The sequence below is a fragment of the Pseudomonas sp. RIT-PI-r genome, assembly GCF_001297015.1.
Lineage (GTDB): Bacteria > Pseudomonadota > Gammaproteobacteria > Pseudomonadales > Pseudomonadaceae > Aquipseudomonas.
The window spans coordinates 19,122-38,985 of the sequence record NZ_LIGE01000037.1 but is presented as its reverse complement, the minus strand read 5'-3'; the positions used below and the strand labels follow the sequence as shown (position 1 = coordinate 38,985).

Annotated in this window: 16 protein-coding genes; 10 read left to right on the top strand and 6 right to left on the bottom strand. The window is 59.7% G+C overall.

All coding sequences use genetic code 11. The features are described 5' to 3' along the window. Nucleotides 1-41: 41 nt before the first annotated feature. The 6 genes from AK821_RS22365 to gap all read right to left on the bottom strand — a co-directional run bounded on the left by AK821_RS22365 (nt 42) and on the right by gap (nt 6,806). Nucleotides 42-437 (bottom strand): YbaN family protein, encoded by a 396-nt coding sequence (locus tag AK821_RS22365; protein ID WP_064391741.1) that lies wholly within the window; start codon nt 435-437, stop codon nt 42-44. Between the two features lie 167 nt (nt 438-604). After that, nucleotides 605-1,201 carry a biliverdin-producing heme oxygenase gene (locus AK821_RS22360; RefSeq protein ID WP_064391739.1) on the bottom strand — a complete coding sequence of 199 codons (597 nt, stop codon included), beginning with the start codon at nt 1,199-1,201 and terminating at the stop codon, nt 605-607. A 111-nt stretch (nt 1,202-1,312) separates the two neighbouring features. After that, nucleotides 1,313-3,898: a TonB-dependent receptor gene (locus tag AK821_RS22355; RefSeq protein WP_064391737.1), complete on the bottom strand. Its 2,586-nt coding sequence runs from the start codon at nt 3,896-3,898 to the stop codon at nt 1,313-1,315. Nucleotides 3,899-4,020: 122 nt separating this feature from the next. Continuing rightward, nucleotides 4,021-4,986: a FecR family protein gene (locus tag AK821_RS22350; protein WP_064391736.1), complete on the bottom strand. Its 966-nt coding sequence runs from the start codon at nt 4,984-4,986 to the stop codon at nt 4,021-4,023. A 101-nt stretch (nt 4,987-5,087) separates the two neighbouring features. Further along, nucleotides 5,088-5,615 carry an RNA polymerase sigma factor gene (locus AK821_RS22345; RefSeq protein WP_064391734.1) on the bottom strand — a complete coding sequence of 176 codons (528 nt, stop codon included), beginning with the start codon at nt 5,613-5,615 and terminating at the stop codon, nt 5,088-5,090. Nucleotides 5,616-5,804: 189 nt separating this feature from the next. Further along, on the bottom strand, nt 5,805-6,806 hold the full coding sequence (gap, locus tag AK821_RS22340) for a type I glyceraldehyde-3-phosphate dehydrogenase (protein WP_064391732.1): 1,002 nt from the start codon (nt 6,804-6,806) through the stop codon (nt 5,805-5,807). Nucleotides 6,807-7,026: 220 nt separating this feature from the next. Between gap and edd the strand changes: the two genes are divergently transcribed. From edd to AK821_RS22290, 10 genes are all read left to right on the top strand, one after another. Then, a complete protein-coding gene (gene edd, locus AK821_RS22335; protein WP_007917882.1) occupies nt 7,027-8,853 on the top strand; it encodes a phosphogluconate dehydratase in 1,827 nt (608 codons plus the stop codon). Next, entirely contained in the window at nt 8,850-9,809 is a 960-nt protein-coding gene (locus tag AK821_RS22330; protein ID WP_064391730.1) for a glucokinase, read from the top strand. Before edd ends, AK821_RS22330 begins: the two co-directional genes overlap by 4 nt. Before the next feature lie 179 nt (nt 9,810-9,988). Beyond that, nucleotides 9,989-10,720, top strand: a complete 732-nt coding sequence (locus tag AK821_RS22325; protein WP_064391728.1) for a response regulator — start codon at nt 9,989-9,991, stop codon at nt 10,718-10,720. Beyond that, on the top strand, nt 10,710-12,179 hold the full coding sequence (locus AK821_RS22320; RefSeq protein ID WP_064391726.1) for an ATP-binding protein: 1,470 nt from the start codon (nt 10,710-10,712) through the stop codon (nt 12,177-12,179). Before AK821_RS22325 ends, AK821_RS22320 begins: the two co-directional genes overlap by 11 nt. 295 nt (nt 12,180-12,474) lie before the next feature. Beyond that, complete coding sequence (locus AK821_RS22315; RefSeq protein ID WP_064391724.1) at nt 12,475-13,734, top strand: D-mannose isomerase; 1,260 nt, start codon at nt 12,475-12,477, stop codon at nt 13,732-13,734. Nucleotides 13,735-13,852: 118 nt separating this feature from the next. After that, nucleotides 13,853-15,154: an ABC transporter substrate-binding protein gene (locus tag AK821_RS22310; protein WP_064391723.1), complete on the top strand. Its 1,302-nt coding sequence runs from the start codon at nt 13,853-13,855 to the stop codon at nt 15,152-15,154. Between the two features lie 150 nt (nt 15,155-15,304). Beyond that, entirely contained in the window at nt 15,305-16,213 is a 909-nt protein-coding gene (locus tag AK821_RS22305; RefSeq protein WP_007917874.1) for a carbohydrate ABC transporter permease, read from the top strand. Then, on the top strand, nt 16,206-17,051 hold the full coding sequence (locus AK821_RS22300) for a carbohydrate ABC transporter permease (RefSeq protein ID WP_064391721.1): 846 nt from the start codon (nt 16,206-16,208) through the stop codon (nt 17,049-17,051). The genes AK821_RS22305 and AK821_RS22300 overlap by 8 nt, the downstream gene beginning before the upstream one ends. 2 nt (nt 17,052-17,053) lie before the next feature. Further along, entirely contained in the window at nt 17,054-18,214 is a 1,161-nt protein-coding gene (locus tag AK821_RS22295; protein WP_064391719.1) for an ABC transporter ATP-binding protein, read from the top strand. Nucleotides 18,215-18,407: 193 nt separating this feature from the next. Further along, nucleotides 18,408-19,757 carry a carbohydrate porin gene (locus AK821_RS22290; RefSeq protein WP_064391717.1) on the top strand — a complete coding sequence of 450 codons (1,350 nt, stop codon included), beginning with the start codon at nt 18,408-18,410 and terminating at the stop codon, nt 19,755-19,757. Nucleotides 19,758-19,864: the final 107 nt, after the last annotated feature.

Sequence of the window (19,864 nt, the reverse complement as noted above, 5' to 3'; positions counted from 1 at the left end):
AACGGTGCGTGACCGGTCATCGGCAAACTTTCGGTGGCTGATCAAAGAGGTTTTGGCAGGGATTCAGGACGCGACCAGATCCACAGATTGCCCAGGCTCATCCCGGCAATCGCCAGATAGATCGGCCAGCCGTGATCGAGCATCACCAGCATCAACGTGGCGCAGAGCAACATGCTCACCGTGGCGCTGACCTTGGCCTTACGCGCGATGATCTTGCCGTTGCGCCAGTTGCTGAGGATCGGCCCGAACAGGCGATGGTTTTCCAGCCAGGCACTCAGGCGCGGCGAGCTGCGGGTCGCGGCCCAGGCGGCGAGGAGGATGAACTCGGTGGTCGGCAGGCCGGGCACGACAATGGCGATCAGGCCGATGCCGAGGCTGACGTAGGCCAAGAGGCCGAACAGCACGCGGGCGAGTTTCGAGGAGGCGGGTTGCGGCATGGGCTCGGGATTGCTTTGAGGCGAGATGGGGATTCTACAGACTTGCGAAGATCCCTGTGGGAGCTGGCTTGCCAGCGATAGCGGTGTATCAGTCGACATATATGTTGTCTGAACCGCCGCCATCGCTGGCAAGCCAGCTCCCACAGGGTTTTGTGGTGTGTCGGGAATCAGGCCGGTTCGGCTTCTGTGGCGTAAGCCTGTTCCAGCAACACGGTGAAGCGGTTGAACGCATCGATCGCGCCTTGCTCCACCTCAGCCTCTTCTTCAGCGCTGAACTGCAGCGAATCGAGAGTGCGCACGAAGCTTTTCCAGCCTTCGGCACGGCCACCTTCAGGCTCGCCGAGGTGACGGGCACCGAAGGTTTCGCTCAGCTCCAGCGCCACCGCGCGTTTGATCAGGAACGCCGCACCGAGCTTGGAACCTTCGGAAACAAAGATCCAGCCCAGGGCACGGGCCTTGCTCGGGTTTGTCACGGCGCCTGCGACCGGTGCCGGCACTTCGGTGTGCAGATCAGCCAGGTCAGCTTTGGCCGCTTCGGCGCGGCAACGCGCTGGCAGGTCAGGGACAATGGCGGTCAGTTCGGCGTCGTTGTACAGGTCGACCAGTTCCGACTGGAACAGGTACTGCGCGACGACGAAACGGGCGAAGTTGGCGCGGGTCTCGAACGGCGCGTGCGCCTTCACCAGTGCATCGAGTTTGCTGTGCGGCTCGTGGGTGATCTGGTTCAGACGTTGTGAACGCAGGGCTTTTTCCGAAGTGGTCATGACATGTCCTTGATAAAAGAGGCGCTTGATAACGAGACGAACAAAGCGACGTGCAAGCGTAAAAAAACCTCACGGCGCGGTGCCTGAACACGCGCGGTGAGGTTGGCCGGATCAGATGTCCCAGATCAGGTTGATCGCGAAGTTGCGGCCCGGTTGGGTCAGGCGATCGAGGTTGGCCGGTTGCGTCACCGAAGCCTCGCCGACGCTGTCGTAACCGCGCACGTCATCCCACAGCCAGTATTTCTTGTCGGTCAGGTTGTAGATGCCGCCGCTGACGGTGACGTCGTCGGTGACTTTGTAATAGCCGGCCAGATCAAGAATGCCGAAGCCCGGGGTTTTGAACTGGCTGCTGACGCCGTCCGGCGACTTGAAGTTGCTGTCGTCGACGCGATCTTTTTTCTTTACCACGGTCCAGCTCAGCAGGCCGCCGTAGTTGTCCTGGTCGTAACCCAGACCGAACACGCCGGTCAGCGGGTTGACGCTGTTGAGTGGCTCGCCGGTGTCATTGTTGCGACCGTAGGCGTAGGCAATCGAGCCTTGGGTGTAGAGGCCTTGCGGCGCGCCGAACGCATCCAGATTCAGACGACCTTTGACTTCCGCCCCCTTGATGGTGGCGTGTTTGATGTTGCTCGACTGGAAGGTCAGCTCGTCGTAGCCAGGGGTAACGGCGTCTTCGTTGATGAAGTCGCGGTACTTGTTATAGAACACCGCCACGTCGAACGAACCTTGTTCGAAGTTGCCGCGCAGACCGGTCTCATAACTTTTGCTTTTTTCCGGTTCCAGGTCCGGATTGGGCGCGACGTTGTAGCCGGTGGTGGTGTTTTCGAAACGGCCGTACAGGGCTTTCGCGGTCGGGGTGCGGAAGCCTTCGGCGTACTGACCGTACCAGGTGTAGTTCTCGGTCAGGGCGTAGGTCAGGCCGAATTTTGGCGAGACTTTATGCCAGGTCTTGTTCTCGTCGCTGACGGTGCCTTGGCCATCGGCGGCGACGGTGTTGAGAAATTCCTGAGTGATGTGCGGCTTGAGCTGGGTGTAGTCGTAGCGCAGGCCCGGCAGGAAGGTCCAGTTGTTCCAGCTGATCTGATCCTGAGCGAACAGGCTGTAGGTGTTGATGGTCGGGTCCGGAAAGTCCGTAGCCTTTTTCAGTACGTCAGCGGCACTGGTCGCGCCAATGGCCGTGCAGCCGCGACCGACCGCCAGGCATTTGCCGTCGCCGCTGCGCGAGCCGGTGACTTTTTGTTGCTTGAGGGTGGTGCCGTAGGTCAGCACATGATCGGTGTCGCCGATGGCAAACGCCTTGTCCAGTTGTGCGTCGAACACCCACTGCTTTTCTTCGTAAATCGTGTCGCGAGTACGCAGCACTTTACGGGTGATCGGGTAGTAGAACTCTTCGGTACTCTGGTCAGTCTTGGCGATCTGGTGGTTGAGGCTCCACTTCACGTTGTCGACCAGCAGGCTGTCGAGGGCGAACGAGTGTTCGAGGCCGAAACGCTCACGGGTGATGGTGTCGTTGCCGGTGCGCCACTGGTACATGCCGCCGGGCAGTACGCTGTTGGGAATCGTTGGGGCGCCGGCAAAGTACGGGCCGCCGTAAGCGCTTTTCTGATCGGTATCGCGATCATCCTTGTACTTTTCGTAGGTCAGGCCCAGACGCGAATCGTCGTTGTAGTTCCAGCCGACCTTGGCCAGCACGTTGTAGGCGTTGACGTCTTCCGGGTTGGCGGCAGTGCGCTCGAGACCCGTGCCGTTGTTGCTGCCGTAGGAATCGGTTTCGTGGCCGTCGCGCTGGCTGTAATGCAGCAACCCGTCGAACTGGTCGGCACGACCGGCGACGGTGGCGGACTTCAGCCAGCTCTCGTCGGCCGAGCTGTAACCGGTTTTCAGGCGTGCGCCGACGTCTTTGCCGGGTTTGATGATGTCGTCGGCATCGAGGGTGTAGTAGCTGACGGCGCCGCCGATGGCGTTGCTGCCGTACAGCACCGAGGCCGGGCCACGGAGGATTTCCACGCGTTTGACGATTTCCGGGTCGACGTAATTGCGCTGGGTCTTGGCGTACGGACCGTTGAAGAAACCGTCCGGCACTTCCACACCGTCGACTTGCGTGAGGATGCGGTCGCCGTCGATGCCACGGATGTTGTAACCGCTGATGCCGCCACGTGTACCGGCGCCGCCGACGGACACGCCCGGCTCGTAGCGCACCAGATCCTTGATGGTGTTGACGTTGTTGCGGTCCAGATCCTGACGGGTCTGCACGGTGACAGTGGCCGGAACGCTATTGACCGACTGCTCCTGACGGGTGGCGCTGATGGTCACCTGATCCAGATTGAGCGTGCCGCTGGCGTTGCGCTTTTCCAGCACGACGTTGTTGTTGCTGATTTTGCGGAAGCTCAGGTTGGTCCCCACCAACAGACGCTCGAGGGCTTTTTCCGGGGGCAACGAGCCGCGCACGCCCGGCGACGACACGCCCTGACCCAGTTCTGCCGGCAAACCGACTTGCCAGCCGGTTACGGCGGTGAAGGCATTGAGGGCGGACACCAGCGGTTGCTGACTGATGGCGAACGAGTAATCCCCCATGTTGCGCGCAGGCGTCTCGGTGGCAGCCATCAGCGGTGCGGTGCCGGCCATGAGGATGGCAGCGGTCAGCAGCGACAATACGCGGGAAGGGGAGGAAGTCTGGCGGGTAAGGCGAGAGGACATCGATAGCGCTCCGTGTCGCACGAATCTTTATAGGGGCTGATTGGCTTCGCGTGATGCGAATCAATTGCATTGGCTATAACGAGACGTACTGACGTTGGCTATCGAGTAAAAATAATTCTCATTTAGTTCAGGATGACCACGGCGGGGAATTCTTTCAGTTGCGCCGAGGTGATGTGAGCGAGGGAGCGAACCACGTCGAGCGGCTGATCGAGCCGGTAGTTGCCAGTGACGTTGACGTCGGCCAACTGCTCGTTGGTATTGATGATCCAGCCGGGATAGTAGCGGCGCAATTCGGCCAGCACCTGATTCAACGGGCAGTTCTCGAACACCAGTCGGCCCTGGACCCAGGCCAGGTCCGTGTTGGCGTCGAGTTTGGCTGGGCGGTCGAAGCCGTTGGGGCCGATGCGAATGCTTTCGCCGGCAGTCAGGCGCACACGAGCATCGTTATGCGTGGCGCGCAAATCGACGTCGCCACGCTGCACATTGACCTGCGCGACACCATCGAGATAGCGCACGGCGAACGCGGTATCGCGCACGCTGGCAGTGACCGGCCCGGCATCGATTTCCAGCGGTTGACTGCGGCCGCTGGCGATTTCGAAAAACGCCTCGCCTTGAAACAATCGGGCAACGCGCTGTTGATCATTGATGGTGCTGGAAAACGCTGAATTGGTATTGAGCAGGACTTTCGAGCCGTCCTCCAGTTGCAGACGCTGGCGCTCGCCGACGACGGTCAGATGATCGGCTTGAATGCGCATCGGCAAATTACTGAAACTGAACAAACCGAGGATCAGCACCGCAGCAGTGGCCAGCGGTTTCCAGTGCGGACGCAGACGCTTGAGGACGGTGACTTTCGCAGGTTTCGCCGCCAGGCTTTGCGCGCACAAGGCGACTTGCGGGCCGTCCCAGATCGCCTGAGCCTTGGCAAACGCCTCGGCATTCAACGGATCGGCCGCCAGCCAAGCGTGAAATTGCCGGGTCTGCTCATCGTCCGGGCTGCCGAGCACGATGAGCCAGTCCAGTGCCTGGTCCATTGCGTTTGCAGCGTCCTGCACCGAATCCGGCGAAGGCGAGCGGTGGGTGTCCGTCACGGTGTTTCCTCGGGCTTCTGGCGAAGCAGTTTCTAGCGTCAAGCTGCAAGCTGCAAGCCAGATGCGTGTACTGCTTTTCGTTTTTACTTGGAGCTTGAAGCTTACAGCTTGCCGCTGCTGTCGTGTCGTTCAGCGACGCCGATGCAAATGCTCATGATCAGCTTAAGTTCTTTCTGCACGGTGCTGAGGGATACGTTCAGTTCATCAGCGATTTCCTGATAACTGTTCCCGTGCAAACGGCTGAGGATGAAAATCTGCTGCTGGCGGGGGCTGAGTTGACTGAGGCTCACGTTCAGGCGCTCCAGCATCTGTTCGGCGTGGGCGGCATCTTCGGCGCTGCTGGCAGGGGCGGCGATGCTGTGCACGACATCCTGCGGCACGTCATCAACCATGGTTCGCGAATGGATCTTGCGCGCGCGCAAATGATCCAGCGCCAGATTGCGCGCGGTCTGGAAGACAAAAGGTTCGAGGTGATCGATGGCGCGCTCGCTCAACGCCCGCGTCACGCGCAGGTAGGTCTCCTGCAACAGGTCTTCAGCGGTGCTGTGATTGTTGACCATCCGTTCCAGCGTACGCAGCAGCGAGGTGCGCTGGGTGAGGAAGACATGGTTGAAGCGCGATTGACTCACGGGAGGACCTGATCGATTTCAAGCGAATGATAATGCTTATCATCTAGTCGAGTGGTCAAGCCCTGATTTCAAATACAACACAAAACCTTGTAGGAGTGAGCCTGCTCGCGATAGCGGTTGATCAGCCACAACATCTGTGACTGACTGATCGCAATCGCGAGCAGGCTCACTCCTACAAAAGGCAATCGGTTACTCGGCGTTACACAACGCCAGGCAGTTATCCAGCATGCGATTCGAGAAACCCCACTCGTTGTCATACCAGGCCAGCACTTTCAGCAGTTTGCCGCTGGATTTGGTGTGGTTGGCGTCGAAGATCGACGACAGCGGGTTGTGGTTGAAGTCGCTGGAAACCAGCGGCAATGTGTTGTAACCCAAAATTTTCGAGTGCTGGCTCGCAGACTTCATCAGCGCGTTGACCTCTTCGGCGCTGGCTTCTTTTTTCAGCTGCACGGTCAAATCCACCAGCGACACATTGATCACCGGCACCCGCACGGCCATGCCGGTCAGTTTGCCCGCCAGTTCCGGCAGCACCAGGCCCACCGCTTCTGCGGCACCGGTCTTGCTCGGGATCATGTTCTGCGTGGCCGAACGCGCGCGGTACGGGTCGGTGTGATAGACATCAGTCAGGTTCTGATCGTTGGTGTAGGCATGGATCGTGGTCATCAGACCGCTTTCAATGCCCAGCTCACGGTGCAGCACCTGCGCCACTGGCGCCAGGCAGTTGGTGGTGCACGAAGCATTGGAGATGATCTGGTGCGACTGGCGCAGAATGTCGTGGTTCACACCATAGACAACAGTGGCGTCGGCACCTTTGGCCGGCGCTGAAATAATGACTTTGCGTGCGCCGGCAGTAATATGCGCGGCCGCTTTGGCGCGATCGGTAAAGAGACCGGTGCATTCGAACACCACATCAATCTTTTCCGCCGCCCATGGCAGTTCGGCCGGGTTGCGAATCGCGCTGACCGCAATGCGGTCGCCGTTGACGGTCAGACTTTCATTGTCATGTTCGACTTGCGCGTCAAACGTGCCGTGAACGGTGTCGTATTTGAGCAGATGAGCATTGATCGAGCTGTCGCCCAGATCGTTGATGGCGACGATCTGCAAATCCTGTCGATAGCCTTGGGTATACAGTGCGCGCAGGACATTACGGCCGATGCGGCCAAAACCATTGATTGCGATTCGAAGAGTCATGGAACAGCGCCGCCGTCGTTTTGTTGTTGGAATTACAAGATTATTCGCATAAAAATAGAAAACAAGCCTTTTTAATGGCAATATTTTGTTTTATCTACAACGAGTGACCTGAATCAACTGGTCCGAATGGTCAAAAAAGCCGTCTGTCATTCCAACAACAACGGCGTTTGATCAGCATAGACAATCAGGTCGCCACATCCGTTAGCCTGGAGTTCTACACATGCATCCCCGCGTTCTTGAGGTCACCGAACGGCTTATCGCCCGCAGCCGCGCCACGCGTCAGGCTTACCTTGCACTGATTCGCGGCGCCGCCACTGACGGGCCGATGCGCGGCAAGCTGCAATGCGCCAACTTCGCCCATGGCGTGGCCGGTTGCGGCAGTGAAGACAAACACAGCCTGCGGATGATGAACTCGGCGAACATCGCCATTGTTTCTTCGTATAACGACATGCTCTCGGCGCACCAGCCGTATGAAGTGTTCCCGGAACAGATCAAGAACGCCCTGCGCGAAATCGGCTCGGTCGGCCAGTTCGCTGGCGGCACTCCGGCGATGTGCGACGGTGTGACCCAAGGTGAGCCGGGCATGGAACTGAGTCTGCCGAGCCGCGAAGTGATCGCCATGTCCACCGCTGTAGCGCTGTCACACAACATGTTCGACGGCGCGCTGATGCTTGGCATCTGCGACAAGATCGTCCCGGGCCTGATGATGGGTTCGCTGCGCTTCGGTCACCTGCCGACGATTTTCGTCCCGGGCGGGCCGATGGTCTCGGGGATTTCCAACAAGGAAAAAGCCGACGTGCGCCAGAAGTACGCCGAAGGCAAAGCCACCCGCGAAGAGCTGCTGGAATCGGAGATGAAGTCCTACCACAGCCCGGGCACCTGCACGTTCTACGGCACCGCCAACACCAACCAGTTGCTGATGGAAGTCATGGGCCTGCACTTGCCGGGCGCCTCTTTCGTCAACCCGAACACGCCGCTGCGTGACGCGCTGACCCGCGAAGCCGCGCATCAAGTCACGCGTCTGACCAAGCAGAACGGCAACTTCATGCCGATCGGCGAAATCGTCGACGAGAAGTCGCTGGTCAACTCGATCGTCGCGCTGCACGCCACCGGCGGTTCGACCAATCACACCCTGCACATGCCGGCCATCGCCATGGCCGCTGGCATTCAACTGACCTGGCAGGACATGGCCGACCTCTCCGAAGTCGTGCCGACCCTGAGCCACGTTTACCCGAACGGCAAAGCCGACATCAACCACTTCCAGGCTGCTGGCGGCATGTCGTTCCTGATCCGCGAACTGCTCGGCGCCGGCCTGCTGCACGAAGACGTCAACACCGTGCTCGGCCACGGCTTGAGCAAGTACACCAAAGAACCGTTCCTCGATAACGGCGAACTGGTCTGGCGCGAAGGTCCGGTCGACAGCCTCGACGAAAACATCCTGCGCCCGGTCGCCCGTGCGTTCTCGGCGGAGGGTGGTCTGCGTGTGATGGAAGGCAACCTCGGCCGCGGTGTGATGAAGGTGTCCGCTGTGGCGCTGGAAAACCAGATCGTCGAAGCACCGGCGATGGTGTTCCAGGATCAGCAGGACCTGGCCGATGCGTTCAAGGCCGGTCTGCTGGAAAAGGATTTCGTCGCGGTGATGCGCTTCCAGGGCCCGCGTTCCAACGGCATGCCGGAACTGCACAAGATGACGCCGTTCCTCGGCGTGCTGCAGGATCGCGGCTTCAAAGTGGCATTGGTGACTGACGGGCGCATGTCCGGCGCCTCGGGGAAAATCCCCGCAGCGATTCACGTCAGCCCGGAAGCTTATGTCGGTGGCGCTTTGGCACGCGTGCAAGAGGGCGATATCATCCGCGTCGATGGCGTCAAAGGCACTTTGGAACTTAAAGTCGACGCCGCAGAATTTGCAGCGCGCGAACCCGCCAAAGGCCTGTTGGGCAACAACATCGGCAGCGGTCGCGAACTGTTTGGCTTTATGCGTTTGGCCTTCAGCTCGGCGGAGCAGGGCGCCAGCGCCTTCACTTCTGCCCTGGAGACGCTTAATTGAAACTGGCTTTGGTCGGTGACATCGGAGGCACCAACGCACGGTTCGCGTTGTGGAAAAACCAGCAGCTAGAATCCGTTCAAGTGCTGGCCACGGCCGACCATGCCAGCCCGGAAGAGGCGATCAGCCTCTATCTGAGCGGGCTTGGCCTGGCGCCGGGTTCGATCGGTTCGGTGTGCCTGTCGGTGGCCGGCCCGGTCAGCGGCGATGAGTTCAAGTTCACCAATAACCACTGGCGGCTGAGCCGCACGGCGTTCTGCAAAACCTTGCAGGTCGAACAGTTGTTGCTGGTCAACGATTTCTCGGCGATGGCGCTGGGCATGACCCGTTTGCAGCCGGGCGAATTCCGCGTGGTCTGCGCGGGCACGCCGGAGCCGTTGCGCCCAGCGGTGGTGATCGGGCCGGGCACTGGTCTTGGCGTCGGCACCTTGCTCGATCTCGGTGAAGGTCGTTTCGCGGCGTTGCCGGGCGAGGGCGGTCACGTTGATCTGCCGCTGAGCAGCCCGCGTGAAACCCAGTTGTGGCAGCACATCCACAATGAGATCGGTCATGTCAGCGCCGAGACCGCGTTGAGCGGCGGCGGCTTGCCACGGGTTTACCGGGCGATCTGTGCAGTGGACGGCCATGAACCGACGCTGGATACGCCGGAAGCGATAACGGCAGCTGGTTTGGCCGGTGATCCGATTGCCCTGGAAGTGCTCGAGCAGTTCTGCTGCTGGCTCGGCCGTGTGGCCGGCAACAACGTGCTGACCACGGGCGGGCGTGGCGGGGTGTATATCGTTGGCGGGGTGATTCCACGCTTTGCCGATTTCTTCCTCGAAAGCGGTTTCGCCCGCAGCTTCGCCGACAAAGGTTGTATGAGCGATTATTTCAAAGGCATTCCGGTGTGGCTGGTGACAGCGCCGTATTCCGGGCTTGTCGGTGCCGGTGTGGCCCTGGACCAATCAATCCCGACCTGAAATGCAATCAAACTGTAGGAGTGAGCCTGCTCGCGATAGCGGTACGTCAGTCAACGAATGTGTTGAATGTAAGACCGCTATCGCGAGCAGGCTCACTCCTACAGTTGTTTTGTGGTGTTTGTAAAATCGATGCTTAAGGCATAATCCGCCCCAATTCCAACAACAAGGATGCCTTCGAAGTGAGCTCAGTCAACAAGTCGATATTGTTGGTCGATGACGACCAGGAAATACGCGAGTTGCTGGAAACCTACCTGACCCGCGCCGGGTTTCAGGTGCGGGCCACCGCCGATGGCGCCAGTTTCCGTCAGGCACTCAACGAGGCGCCGAGCGATCTGGTGATCCTCGATGTCATGCTGCCCGACGAAGACGGCTTCAGTCTGTGCCGTTGGGTGCGTCAGCATCCGCGTCAGGCGCAGGTGCCGATCATCATGCTCACCGCCAGTTCCGACGAAGCCGACCGCGTGATCGGCCTGGAGCTGGGCGCCGACGACTATCTCGGCAAACCCTTCAGCCCGCGCGAACTGCAAGCCCGGATCAAAGCCCTGCTGCGCCGCGCGCAATTCGGCCAGGAGCGCAGCGGCAGTGAAGTGCTGGCGTTCGATGAATGGCGGCTGGACATGGTCAGCCATCGGCTGTTCCACACCGACGGCGAGGAAGTGATTCTCTCCGGCGCCGACTTCGCCCTGCTGAAACTGTTTCTTGATCACCCGCAGGAAATCCTCGACCGAGACACCATCGGCAACGCTACCCGGGGCCGCGACCTGATGCCGCTCGACCGCATCGTCGACATGGCCGTCAGCCGTTTGCGTCAGCGTCTGCGCGACACCGAGAAACCGCCACGACTGATCCGCACCGTGCGCGGCAGCGGCTACCAACTGGCAGCCAACGTGGTTGCCGGCAATGCTCACTGAGTCGCTGCGCAAGCTCGCCGCCAAGGTGCCGGTGCCGCGCTCGCTGCTCGGGCGGATGTTGCTGCTGACCTTGCTCGCCGTGCTGTTTGCGCAGACATTGTCCAGCGTGATCTGGGTCTCGCAACTGCGCGCCACCCAGCTCGAAGGCCTGGTCACCAGCGCCCGCAGCCTCGCCCATTCGATGACCGCCAGCGTCAGTTACTTCCGCTCGTTGCCGGTGGCTTATCGTCCGTTGGTACTCGATCAGTTGCGCAGCATGGGCGGCACCCGCTTCGTGGTGACGCTCAACGACAAACCGCTGGGCATGGACGTGCTACCGGTCACACCGCGCAAAGCGGCGGTGATGAAAGCGGTCGACGAAGTGCTGCGCCAGACCCTCGGGCATGACACCGACATTTCGGTGACCTTCGTCAGTCCAGAGGATCTGCGGATTTTCAATGCCGGACTGAAACTCGATGAGTTGCCACGCTCGTGGGCGCATTACGCGCTGACTCTGGAGCCGGTGAATCCGCCGGTGCTGGTCACGCAGATTCAAATGGCCCCGGGCGAGTGGCTGTACATCGCGTCATTGTTGCCCGAGCCGTACACCAGTCTTGAAGAGCAAGGCCTGCCGTCGCAACAGGTGTGGTTCATCGTTCTCACCAGCGGATTCTTGCTGCTGTTCATCGGCCTGCTGGTGCACTGGCAGAGCCGGCCGCTCAAGCGTCTGGCGCGTTCGGCGCGGGATCTGTCGTTGGGTGCCGACGTCGAGCCGGTGGCCGAGGGCGGTGGCAGCGAAGTGGTCGAAGTGGGCCGCGCGTTCAACACCATGCGCGAACGCATCAGCCGTTACCTGACTGAGCGCAGCCAGTTGTTCAGCGCGATTTCCCATGACCTGCGTACGCCGATTACCCGTTTGCGTTTGCGTGTCGAATTGCTCGAAGACGAGAAGCTGCAGGCCAAATTCGGCCGTGATCTGGATGAGCTGGAACTGCTGGTCAAAGGCGCGCTGCAATGCGTGAAAGACACCGACATCCACGAGAACATCGAGCCGGTCGACCTCAACCATGTGCTGGATTGTCTGGTCGAACCGTACCTGGCGCCGAACGGCAACGGTCGCGTGACTCAGCATGGCCGCGCGTTGGCGGCGTATCCGGGCAAGCCTCTGGCGTTGAAGCGTTGTATCGGCAACCTGATCGACAACGCGTTGAAGTACGGGCAGAACGCACATTTGCACATCGATGATGATGACAGCGCGTTTGTCTTGCACGTTGATGATGAAGGGCCGGGCGTGCCGGAGCAGCGGCTGGAGCAGGTGTTCGAGCCGCACTTCAGGTTGGCGGGGCAGCAGCAGGGTTATGGGCTGGGGTTGGGCATCGCGCGCAATATTGCCCATAGCCATGGCGGGGAAGTGACGTTGCAGAATTTGCGTGAGGGTGGGTTGCGGGTGACCCTGCAGTTGCCGCGTTCGGCGGATTGAGTCAAAAGCATTCCCTCACCCTAGCCCTCTCCCGGGGGGAGAGGGGACTGATCGGGGGATGCTGCAGAGATACGCCGACCTGGTAGTCCGGTAGCGAATCCATAATCGACTCGATGTGTCAGGTCGGTGGATAACTCAGCACCACTCGGTCGGCCCCCTCTACCTCTGGGAGAGGGCTGGGGTGAGGGCCGCTGTTTTGTCACGGCCTGGTGACAAACCCCGCCCCCTTCGTTACAAGCCCGCCCCGGTCCGTTGTTTAGACTCCCCGCAGTCATAACAACAAAAAAGGCCACCCATGGATCTCTTCCAACCCGGCTTCAGCAGTTGGCTGAACGCCCCTGCCCACCAGCAATGGCTCGCCGCCGAAGGCCTGCGCCTGCTGGATTTCGCCAAGGCAGCAAAACTCCCGCAAGGCTTCGGTAATCTCGACGAACGCGGCCGTCTGCCAGCGAACGCGCAAGCCGAAACCATGAACACCGCACGCATGACCCACAGCTTCGCCATGGCCCATATTCAGGGCTTGCCGGGCTTTGCCGAACTGGTCGATCACGGCATTGCCGCTCTGCGTGGGCCGTTGCGTGATGTTCTGCACGGCGGCTGGTTTGCGGTCGCCGAACACCGTGATGGCAATACCGGCAAGAATGCCTATCTGCATGCCTTTGTCGCTCTTGCGGCGAGCTCTGCCGTGGTCGCACAGCGTCCCGGCGCTCAAGCGCTGCTGGATGATGCGATCGACATCATCGACACGTATTTCTGGAGTGAAGAAGAGGGCGCCATGCGCGAATTCTTCAACCGTGACTGGAGCGAAGAAGAAGCCTATCGCGGCGCCAACAGCAACATGCACGCCACCGAAGCGTTCCTCGCACTGGCGGATGTCACCGAAGACCCACGCTGGCTGGTGCGCGCGCAGCGCATCGTCGAGCGGGTGATCCACGGTCATGCTGCCGCCAACGGTTACATGGTCATCGAACATTTCGACCGCGACTGGCAACCGTTGCGCGATTACAACCACGACAATCCCGCCGATGGTTTCCGCCCTTACGGCACCACACCGGGCCATGGTTTCGAGTGGGCGCGGCTGTTGCTGCACCTCGAAGCGGCGCGAGTCCAGGCTGGCATGCTCACCCCGGGTTGGCTGGCCAGCGACGCGCAGAAACTCTTCGAGCACAACTGTCGCAACGGCTGGAGCGTCGATGGCGCGCCGGGCATCGTCTACACCCTCGACTGGGACAACAAAGCCGTCGTCCGCCATCGTCTGCACTGGACGCACGCCGAGGCCAGCGCGGCTGCCAGTACCTTGCTCAAACGCACCGGTGATGCGCAATACGAAACCTGGTACCGGCTGTTCTGGGAATTCTGTGAAGTGAATTTCATCGACCGTTGCGATGGCAGCTGGCACCACGAACTCAACCCGCAAAACATCCCGAGCGCCGATATCTGGCCGGGCAAACCCGATCTGTATCATGCCTGGCAAGCCGTGCTGATCCCTCGTCTACCCTTGTCACCCAGTATGGCGACTGCTTTAGCGCAGTTGTCTCAGGGTTCTCCTGTGTAACCATGTGGTGACATTCGCGCGTCCCTTCGTTACCTGCGAGGGGAAACGTCCTGTTTAAACTCCTGTGCAGCGCAAGCACCAGACTTGCATGCATAACAACAAGAAAGGTACATCTCAGATGAATGCGATTTCTCGCCTCGCTACTGTCATTTCTGTCGCCTCCCTGTTCCCGCTCGCAATTCTGCCTCTCAGTGTTTCCGCTGCCGAATCCAAAGGTTCGGTCGAAGTCGTGCACTGGTGGACGTCCGGTGGCGAAAAAGCCGCCGTTGATGTGCTCAAGGCGCAAGTCGAAAAAGACGGTTTCACCTGGAAAGACGGCGCTGTCGCCGGTGGTGGCGGTGCCACTGCCATGACCGTGCTGAAAAGCCGTGCCGTTGCCGGCAACCCGCCTGGCGTTGCTCAGATCAAAGGCCCGGACATCCAGGAATGGGCGTCGACCGGCCTGCTCGACACCGACGTGCTGAAAGACGTCGCCAAGTCGGAAAAGTGGGACAGTCTGCTCGACAAGAAAGTCTCCGATACCGTGAAGTACGACGGTGATTACGTAGCCGTACCGGTGAACATTCACCGTGTGAACTGGCTGTGGATCAACCCGGAAGTGTTCAAGAAAGCCGGCATCGAAAAAGCCCCGACCACCCTCGAAGAATTCTACGCCGCTGGCGACAAGCTCAAGGCTGCGGGTTTCATTCCGCTGGCCCACGGTGGTCAGCCTTGGCAGGACAGCACCGTGTTCGAAGCCGTGGTGCTCTCGGTCATGGGCGTTGATGGCTATAAGAAAGCCCTGGTCGATCTGGACAACGATGCGCTGACCGGTCCGCAGATGGTCAAGGCGCTGACCGAACTGAAAAAAGTCGCGACCTACATGGACGCCGACGGCAAAGGTCAGGACTGGAACCTGGAAGCGGCCAAAGTCATCAACGGCAAGGCCGGCATGCAGATCATGGGCGACTGGGCCAAGTCCGAATGGACTGCCGCGAAGAAAATCGCCGGCAAGGATTACCAGTGTGTCGCTTTCCCAGGCACCGACAAGGCGTTCACTTACAACATCGACTCCTTGGCTGTTTTCAAGCAGAAGGACGCAGGCACTGCGGCCGGTCAGCAGGACATCGCCAAGGTCGTGCTGGGTGAAAACTTCCAGAAAGTCTTCAGCATCAACAAAGGCTCGATTCCGGTTCGCAACGACATGTTGAACAACATGGACAAGCTCGGTTTCGACTCCTGCGCACAGACCGCTGCCAAGGACTTCCTGGCTGACGCCAAATCCGGCGGCCTGCAACCAAGCATGGCGCACAACATGGCGACCACGCTGGCGGTGCAAGGCGCGTTCTTTGATGTCGTGACTAACTACATCAACGACCCGAAAGCCGACCCGGCCGACACCGCCAAGAAACTGGGCGCAGCGATCAAGTCCGCCAAGTAATGCTTGGCCCCTGTAGGAGTGAGCCTGCTCGCGATAGCAGTTTGTCAGGTAACAGATTCATCAGCTGACACACCGCAATCGCGAGCAGGCTCACTCCTACAAGGGGACAAGTTGCCCAAGTAGTCCTTTTCTTTCGTACTGGATTTCCCCATGAGTTCTGTTGCTGTGTTCAGCAAGGCCTCGCCGTTCGATGCATTGCAACGCTGGCTGCCAAAACTGGTGCTGGCGCCGAGCATGTTCATCGTGCTGGTGGGCTTCTATGGCTACATCCTGTGGACGTTCGTACTGTCGTTCACTACCTCGACGTTCCTGCCCAACTACAAGTGGGCCGGTCTGGCGCAATACGCACGGTTGTTCGACAACGATCGCTGGTGGGTCGCGAGCAAAAACCTCGCGGTGTTCGGCGGTATGTTCATCGGCATCACTCTGGTGATCGGCGTGTTGCTGGCGGTGTTCCTCGACCAGCGCATTCGTCGCGAAGGCTTTATCCGCACCATTTACCTGTACCCGATGGCGCTCTCGATGATCGTCACCGGTACCGCGTGGAAATGGCTGCTCAACCCGGGCATGGGCCTGGACAAATTGTTGCGTGACTGGGGCTGGGAAGGCTTCCGTCTCGACTGGTTGATCGACCCGGATCGCGTGGTCTACTGCCTGGTGATCGCTGCTGTGTGGCAAGCCTCGGGCTTCATCATGGCGATGTTCCTCGCCGGCCTGCGTGGCGTTGATCAATCGATCATCCGTGCCGCGCAGATCGATGGCGCGAGCATGCCGACGATCTACTGGAAAGTGGTGCTGCCAAGCCTGCGTCCGGTGTTCTTCAGTGCGGTGATGATCCTCGCGCACATCGCGATCAAGAGCTTCGACCTGGTCGCGGCGATGACCGCCGGTGGTCCGGGTTATTCCTCCGACCTGCCCGCGATGTTCATGTACTCCTTCACCTTCAGTCGCGGCCAGATGGGCATGGGCTCGGCCAGTGCGATTCTGATGCTCGGTGCGATCCTCGCGATCATCGTGCCTTACCTGTATTCCGAGCTGAGGACCAAGCGCAATGACTAGTCTCGCTGCCAAACCTGCTATCAGCCTGAGTCGCATCGCGATCTACGCAGTGCTGATCCTCGCTGTACTGCTTTATCTGGTACCGCTGGTGGTGATGTTGCTGACCAGCTTCAAGACCCCGGAAGACATCAGCAGCGGCAACCTGCTGAGCTGGCCGACCGTGGTCAGTGGCATCGGCTGGGTCAAGGCCTGGGCCACGGTTGACGGTTACTTCTGGAACTCGATCAAGATCACCGTTCCGGCCGTGATCATCTCCACCGCCATCGGCGCGTTGAACGGTTATGTGCTGTCGTTCTGGCGCTTCCGTGGTTCGCAGTTGTTCTTCGGTCTGCTGTTGTTCGGCTGCTTCCTGCCGTTCCAGACCGTGCTCCTGCCGGCCTCGTTCACCCTCGGCAAAATGGGTCTGGCGAGCACCACCACCGGTCTGGTGTTTATCCACGTGGTTTACGGTCTGGCGTTCACCACGCTGTTCTTCCGTAACTACTACGTGAGCATTCCGGATGCGCTGGTGAAAGCCGCACGTCTGGATGGCGCGGGGTTCTTCACGATTTTCCGGCGCATCATTCTGCCGATGTCGACGCCGATCATCATGGTCTGCCTGATCTGGCAATTCACCCAGATCTGGAACGACTTCCTGTTCGGTGTGGTGTTCTCCAGCGGTGATTCGCAACCGATCACGGTAGCGCTGAACAACCTGGTCAACACCAGCACCGGCGCCAAGGAATACAACGTTGATATGGCAGCGGCGATGATCGCCGGCCTGCCGACCCTGCTGGTCTATGTGGTCGCAGGCAAGTATTTCGTGCGCGGGCTGACGGCCGGCGCAGTCAAGGGGTAATCATGGCAACGCTCGAACTTCGCAACGTAAACAAGACCTACGGTGCCGGCCTGCCGGACACCCTGAAGAACATCGAACTGTCGATCAAGGACGGTGAATTCCTGATCCTGGTCGGCCCGTCGGGTTGTGGCAAATCGACCTTGATGAACTGCATCGCCGGTCTGGAAACCATCACCGGCGGCGCGATCATGATCGGCGATCAAGACGTCAGCGGCATGAGCCCGAAGGATCGCGACATCGCCATGGTGTTCCAGTCCTACGCGCTGTACCCGACCATGAGCGTGCGCGAGAACATTGAGTTCGGTCTGAAGATTCGCAAGATGCCTCAGGCGGCGATCGACGAAGAAGTCGCGCGCGTGGCCAAGCTGCTGCAGATCGAACACCTGCTCAATCGCAAACCGGGCCAGCTTTCCGGCGGTCAGCAACAGCGTGTGGCGATGGGGCGCGCACTGGCGCGTCGGCCGAAGATCTATCTGTTCGACGAACCGCTGTCCAACCTCGACGCCAAGCTGCGCGTCGAGATGCGTACCGAAATGAAGTTGATGCACCAGCGCCTGAAAACCACCACGGTCTACGTGACCCACGACCAGATCGAAGCGATGACCCTGGGCGACAAGGTTGCGGTGATGAAGGACGGCATCATTCAGCAGTTCGGCACGCCGAAAGACATCTACAACAACCCGGCCAACCTGTTCGTGGCGAGCTTCATCGGTTCGCCGCCGATGAACTTCATCCCGCTGCGTCTGCAACGCAAGGACGGTCGTTTGTTGGCGCTGCTCGACAGCGGCCAGGCCCGTTGTGAATTGCCGATGAGCATGCAGGACGCCGGTCTCGAAGATCGCGAAGTGATCCTCGGCCTGCGCCCGGAACAAATCGTGTTGGCGAACGGCGATGGCAATGGTCTGCCGAGCATTCGTGCTGAAGTGCAGGTCACCGAGCCGACCGGTCCGGACACCCTGGTGTTCGTCAACCTCAATGAAACCAAGGTCTGCTGCCGTCTGGCGCCGGACGTGGCACCGCAGGTGGGCGAGAGCCTGACGCTGCAGTTCGATCCGTCGAAAGTGTTGTTGTTCGATGCCAACACCGGTGAGCGCCTCGGCACTGCCGGTCAACCGCAGACCGATGCGCGGTCTGCGAACGTGGCGCAATTCAAAGGCCGCTGAAGATCGATGTAGGAGTGAGCCTGCTCGCGATGACGGTGTATCAGTCGACAGAGATGTTGAATGTAAAACCGCTATCGCGAGCAGGCTCACTCCTACAAAAGGAGCACGCGGTGGATTGCCTGTAATCCATCGCAATTTATGTAAACCGCGTTAGATAAAAACAGTTAATAACAATAAAGACGAGGATGTAGGGATGAAAAAGAAACACGTCAATGCCCGGTTGATCTGCCAAATGTCAGCTGCGGCGGCCTTGGTGCTGGCCGGTAACGCCATGGCGGCGGACGCCTTCAGCTCCGACTCGAAATGGATGACCGGCGACTGGGGTGGCGAGCGTACCAAGCTGATCGAGCAGGGTATCGACATCAAGGCTGACTACGTTGGGGAAGTCGGTGGCAACCTGAACGGTGGCTACAACGACGACAAGACCGCGCGTTACGCTGACCAGTTCGGTCTGGGCGTGGCTCTCGATCTGCAAAAGCTGTGGGGCTGGGATAACACTCAGGCAAAAATCCAGCTGACCAACCGTAACGGCTACAACATCTCCAACGACCGCGTTGGCGATCCGCGTGCCGGCACCTTGAGTTCTTCGCAAGAAGTCTACGGTCGTGGCCACATGGTGCGTCTGACCCAGTTGTGGATTCAGCACCAGTTCTTCGACAACAAACTCGACGTCAAGGCCGGTTACTTCGGTGAAGGCGAAGACTTCAACACCTTCCCGTGCGACTTCCAGAACCTCGCGTTCTGCGGCTCCCAAGTGGGTAACTGGGCGACCAACATCTGGTACAACTGGCCAGTCAGCCAGGCCGCGATCCGTGTGAAGTACAACATCAACGACGAGCTCTACGCGCAAATCGGCGCGTACAACCAGAACCCGTCGCAGCTGGAACACGGCAACGGCTTCAAACTCAGCGGCAGCGGCACCAAAGGTACTGTGTTGCCGGTGGAGTTGGTCTGGTCGCCGAAGGTCAACAGCCTGCCGGGCGAATACCGCGTCGGTTACTACAAGAGCACGGCGGATGCCGACGACGTTCGCGAAGACGTCAATGGTTTCGACGCAGCCACCACTGGCGACGCTTACAAGTCCCACAGCAGCAAAAGCGGCTACTGGTTCGTGGCGCAACAGCAACTCACCAGCCACAACGGTGATGCCTCGCGCGGTCTGAACATCGCCGCCAACGCGACCTTCCACGACAAAGACACCAACTTCATCGATAACTACCAGTCGGTGATGTTCGTCTACAAGGGCCCGTTCGACGCGCGTCCGAAAGATGACGTCGGTATCGGTGCGGCGCGTATCCACGTCAACGACGACGTGAAGAAAAACGCCGAGTTGCTGAACGTTTCCAACGGTGTTTCGGATTACGACAACCCGGTGTTCTCGCCGATTCGTGAAACCGAATACAACTACGAGATCAACTACGGCTTCCACGTCACCAACTGGCTGACCGTACGTCCTAACCTGCAATACATCACTCACCCGGGTGGTGTGGATGAAGTGGACAACGCTTTGGTCGCTGGCCTGAAAATTCAGTCTACGTTCTAACGCGTCTGCGATAAGCTCCTCTCTATGTGCGCATATTTGCGGACAGCCAAGGCTGTCCGCTTTTTTTTGGGGCTGGCGCCGCCCGGTGAAAGTCGATTTCAGGATCG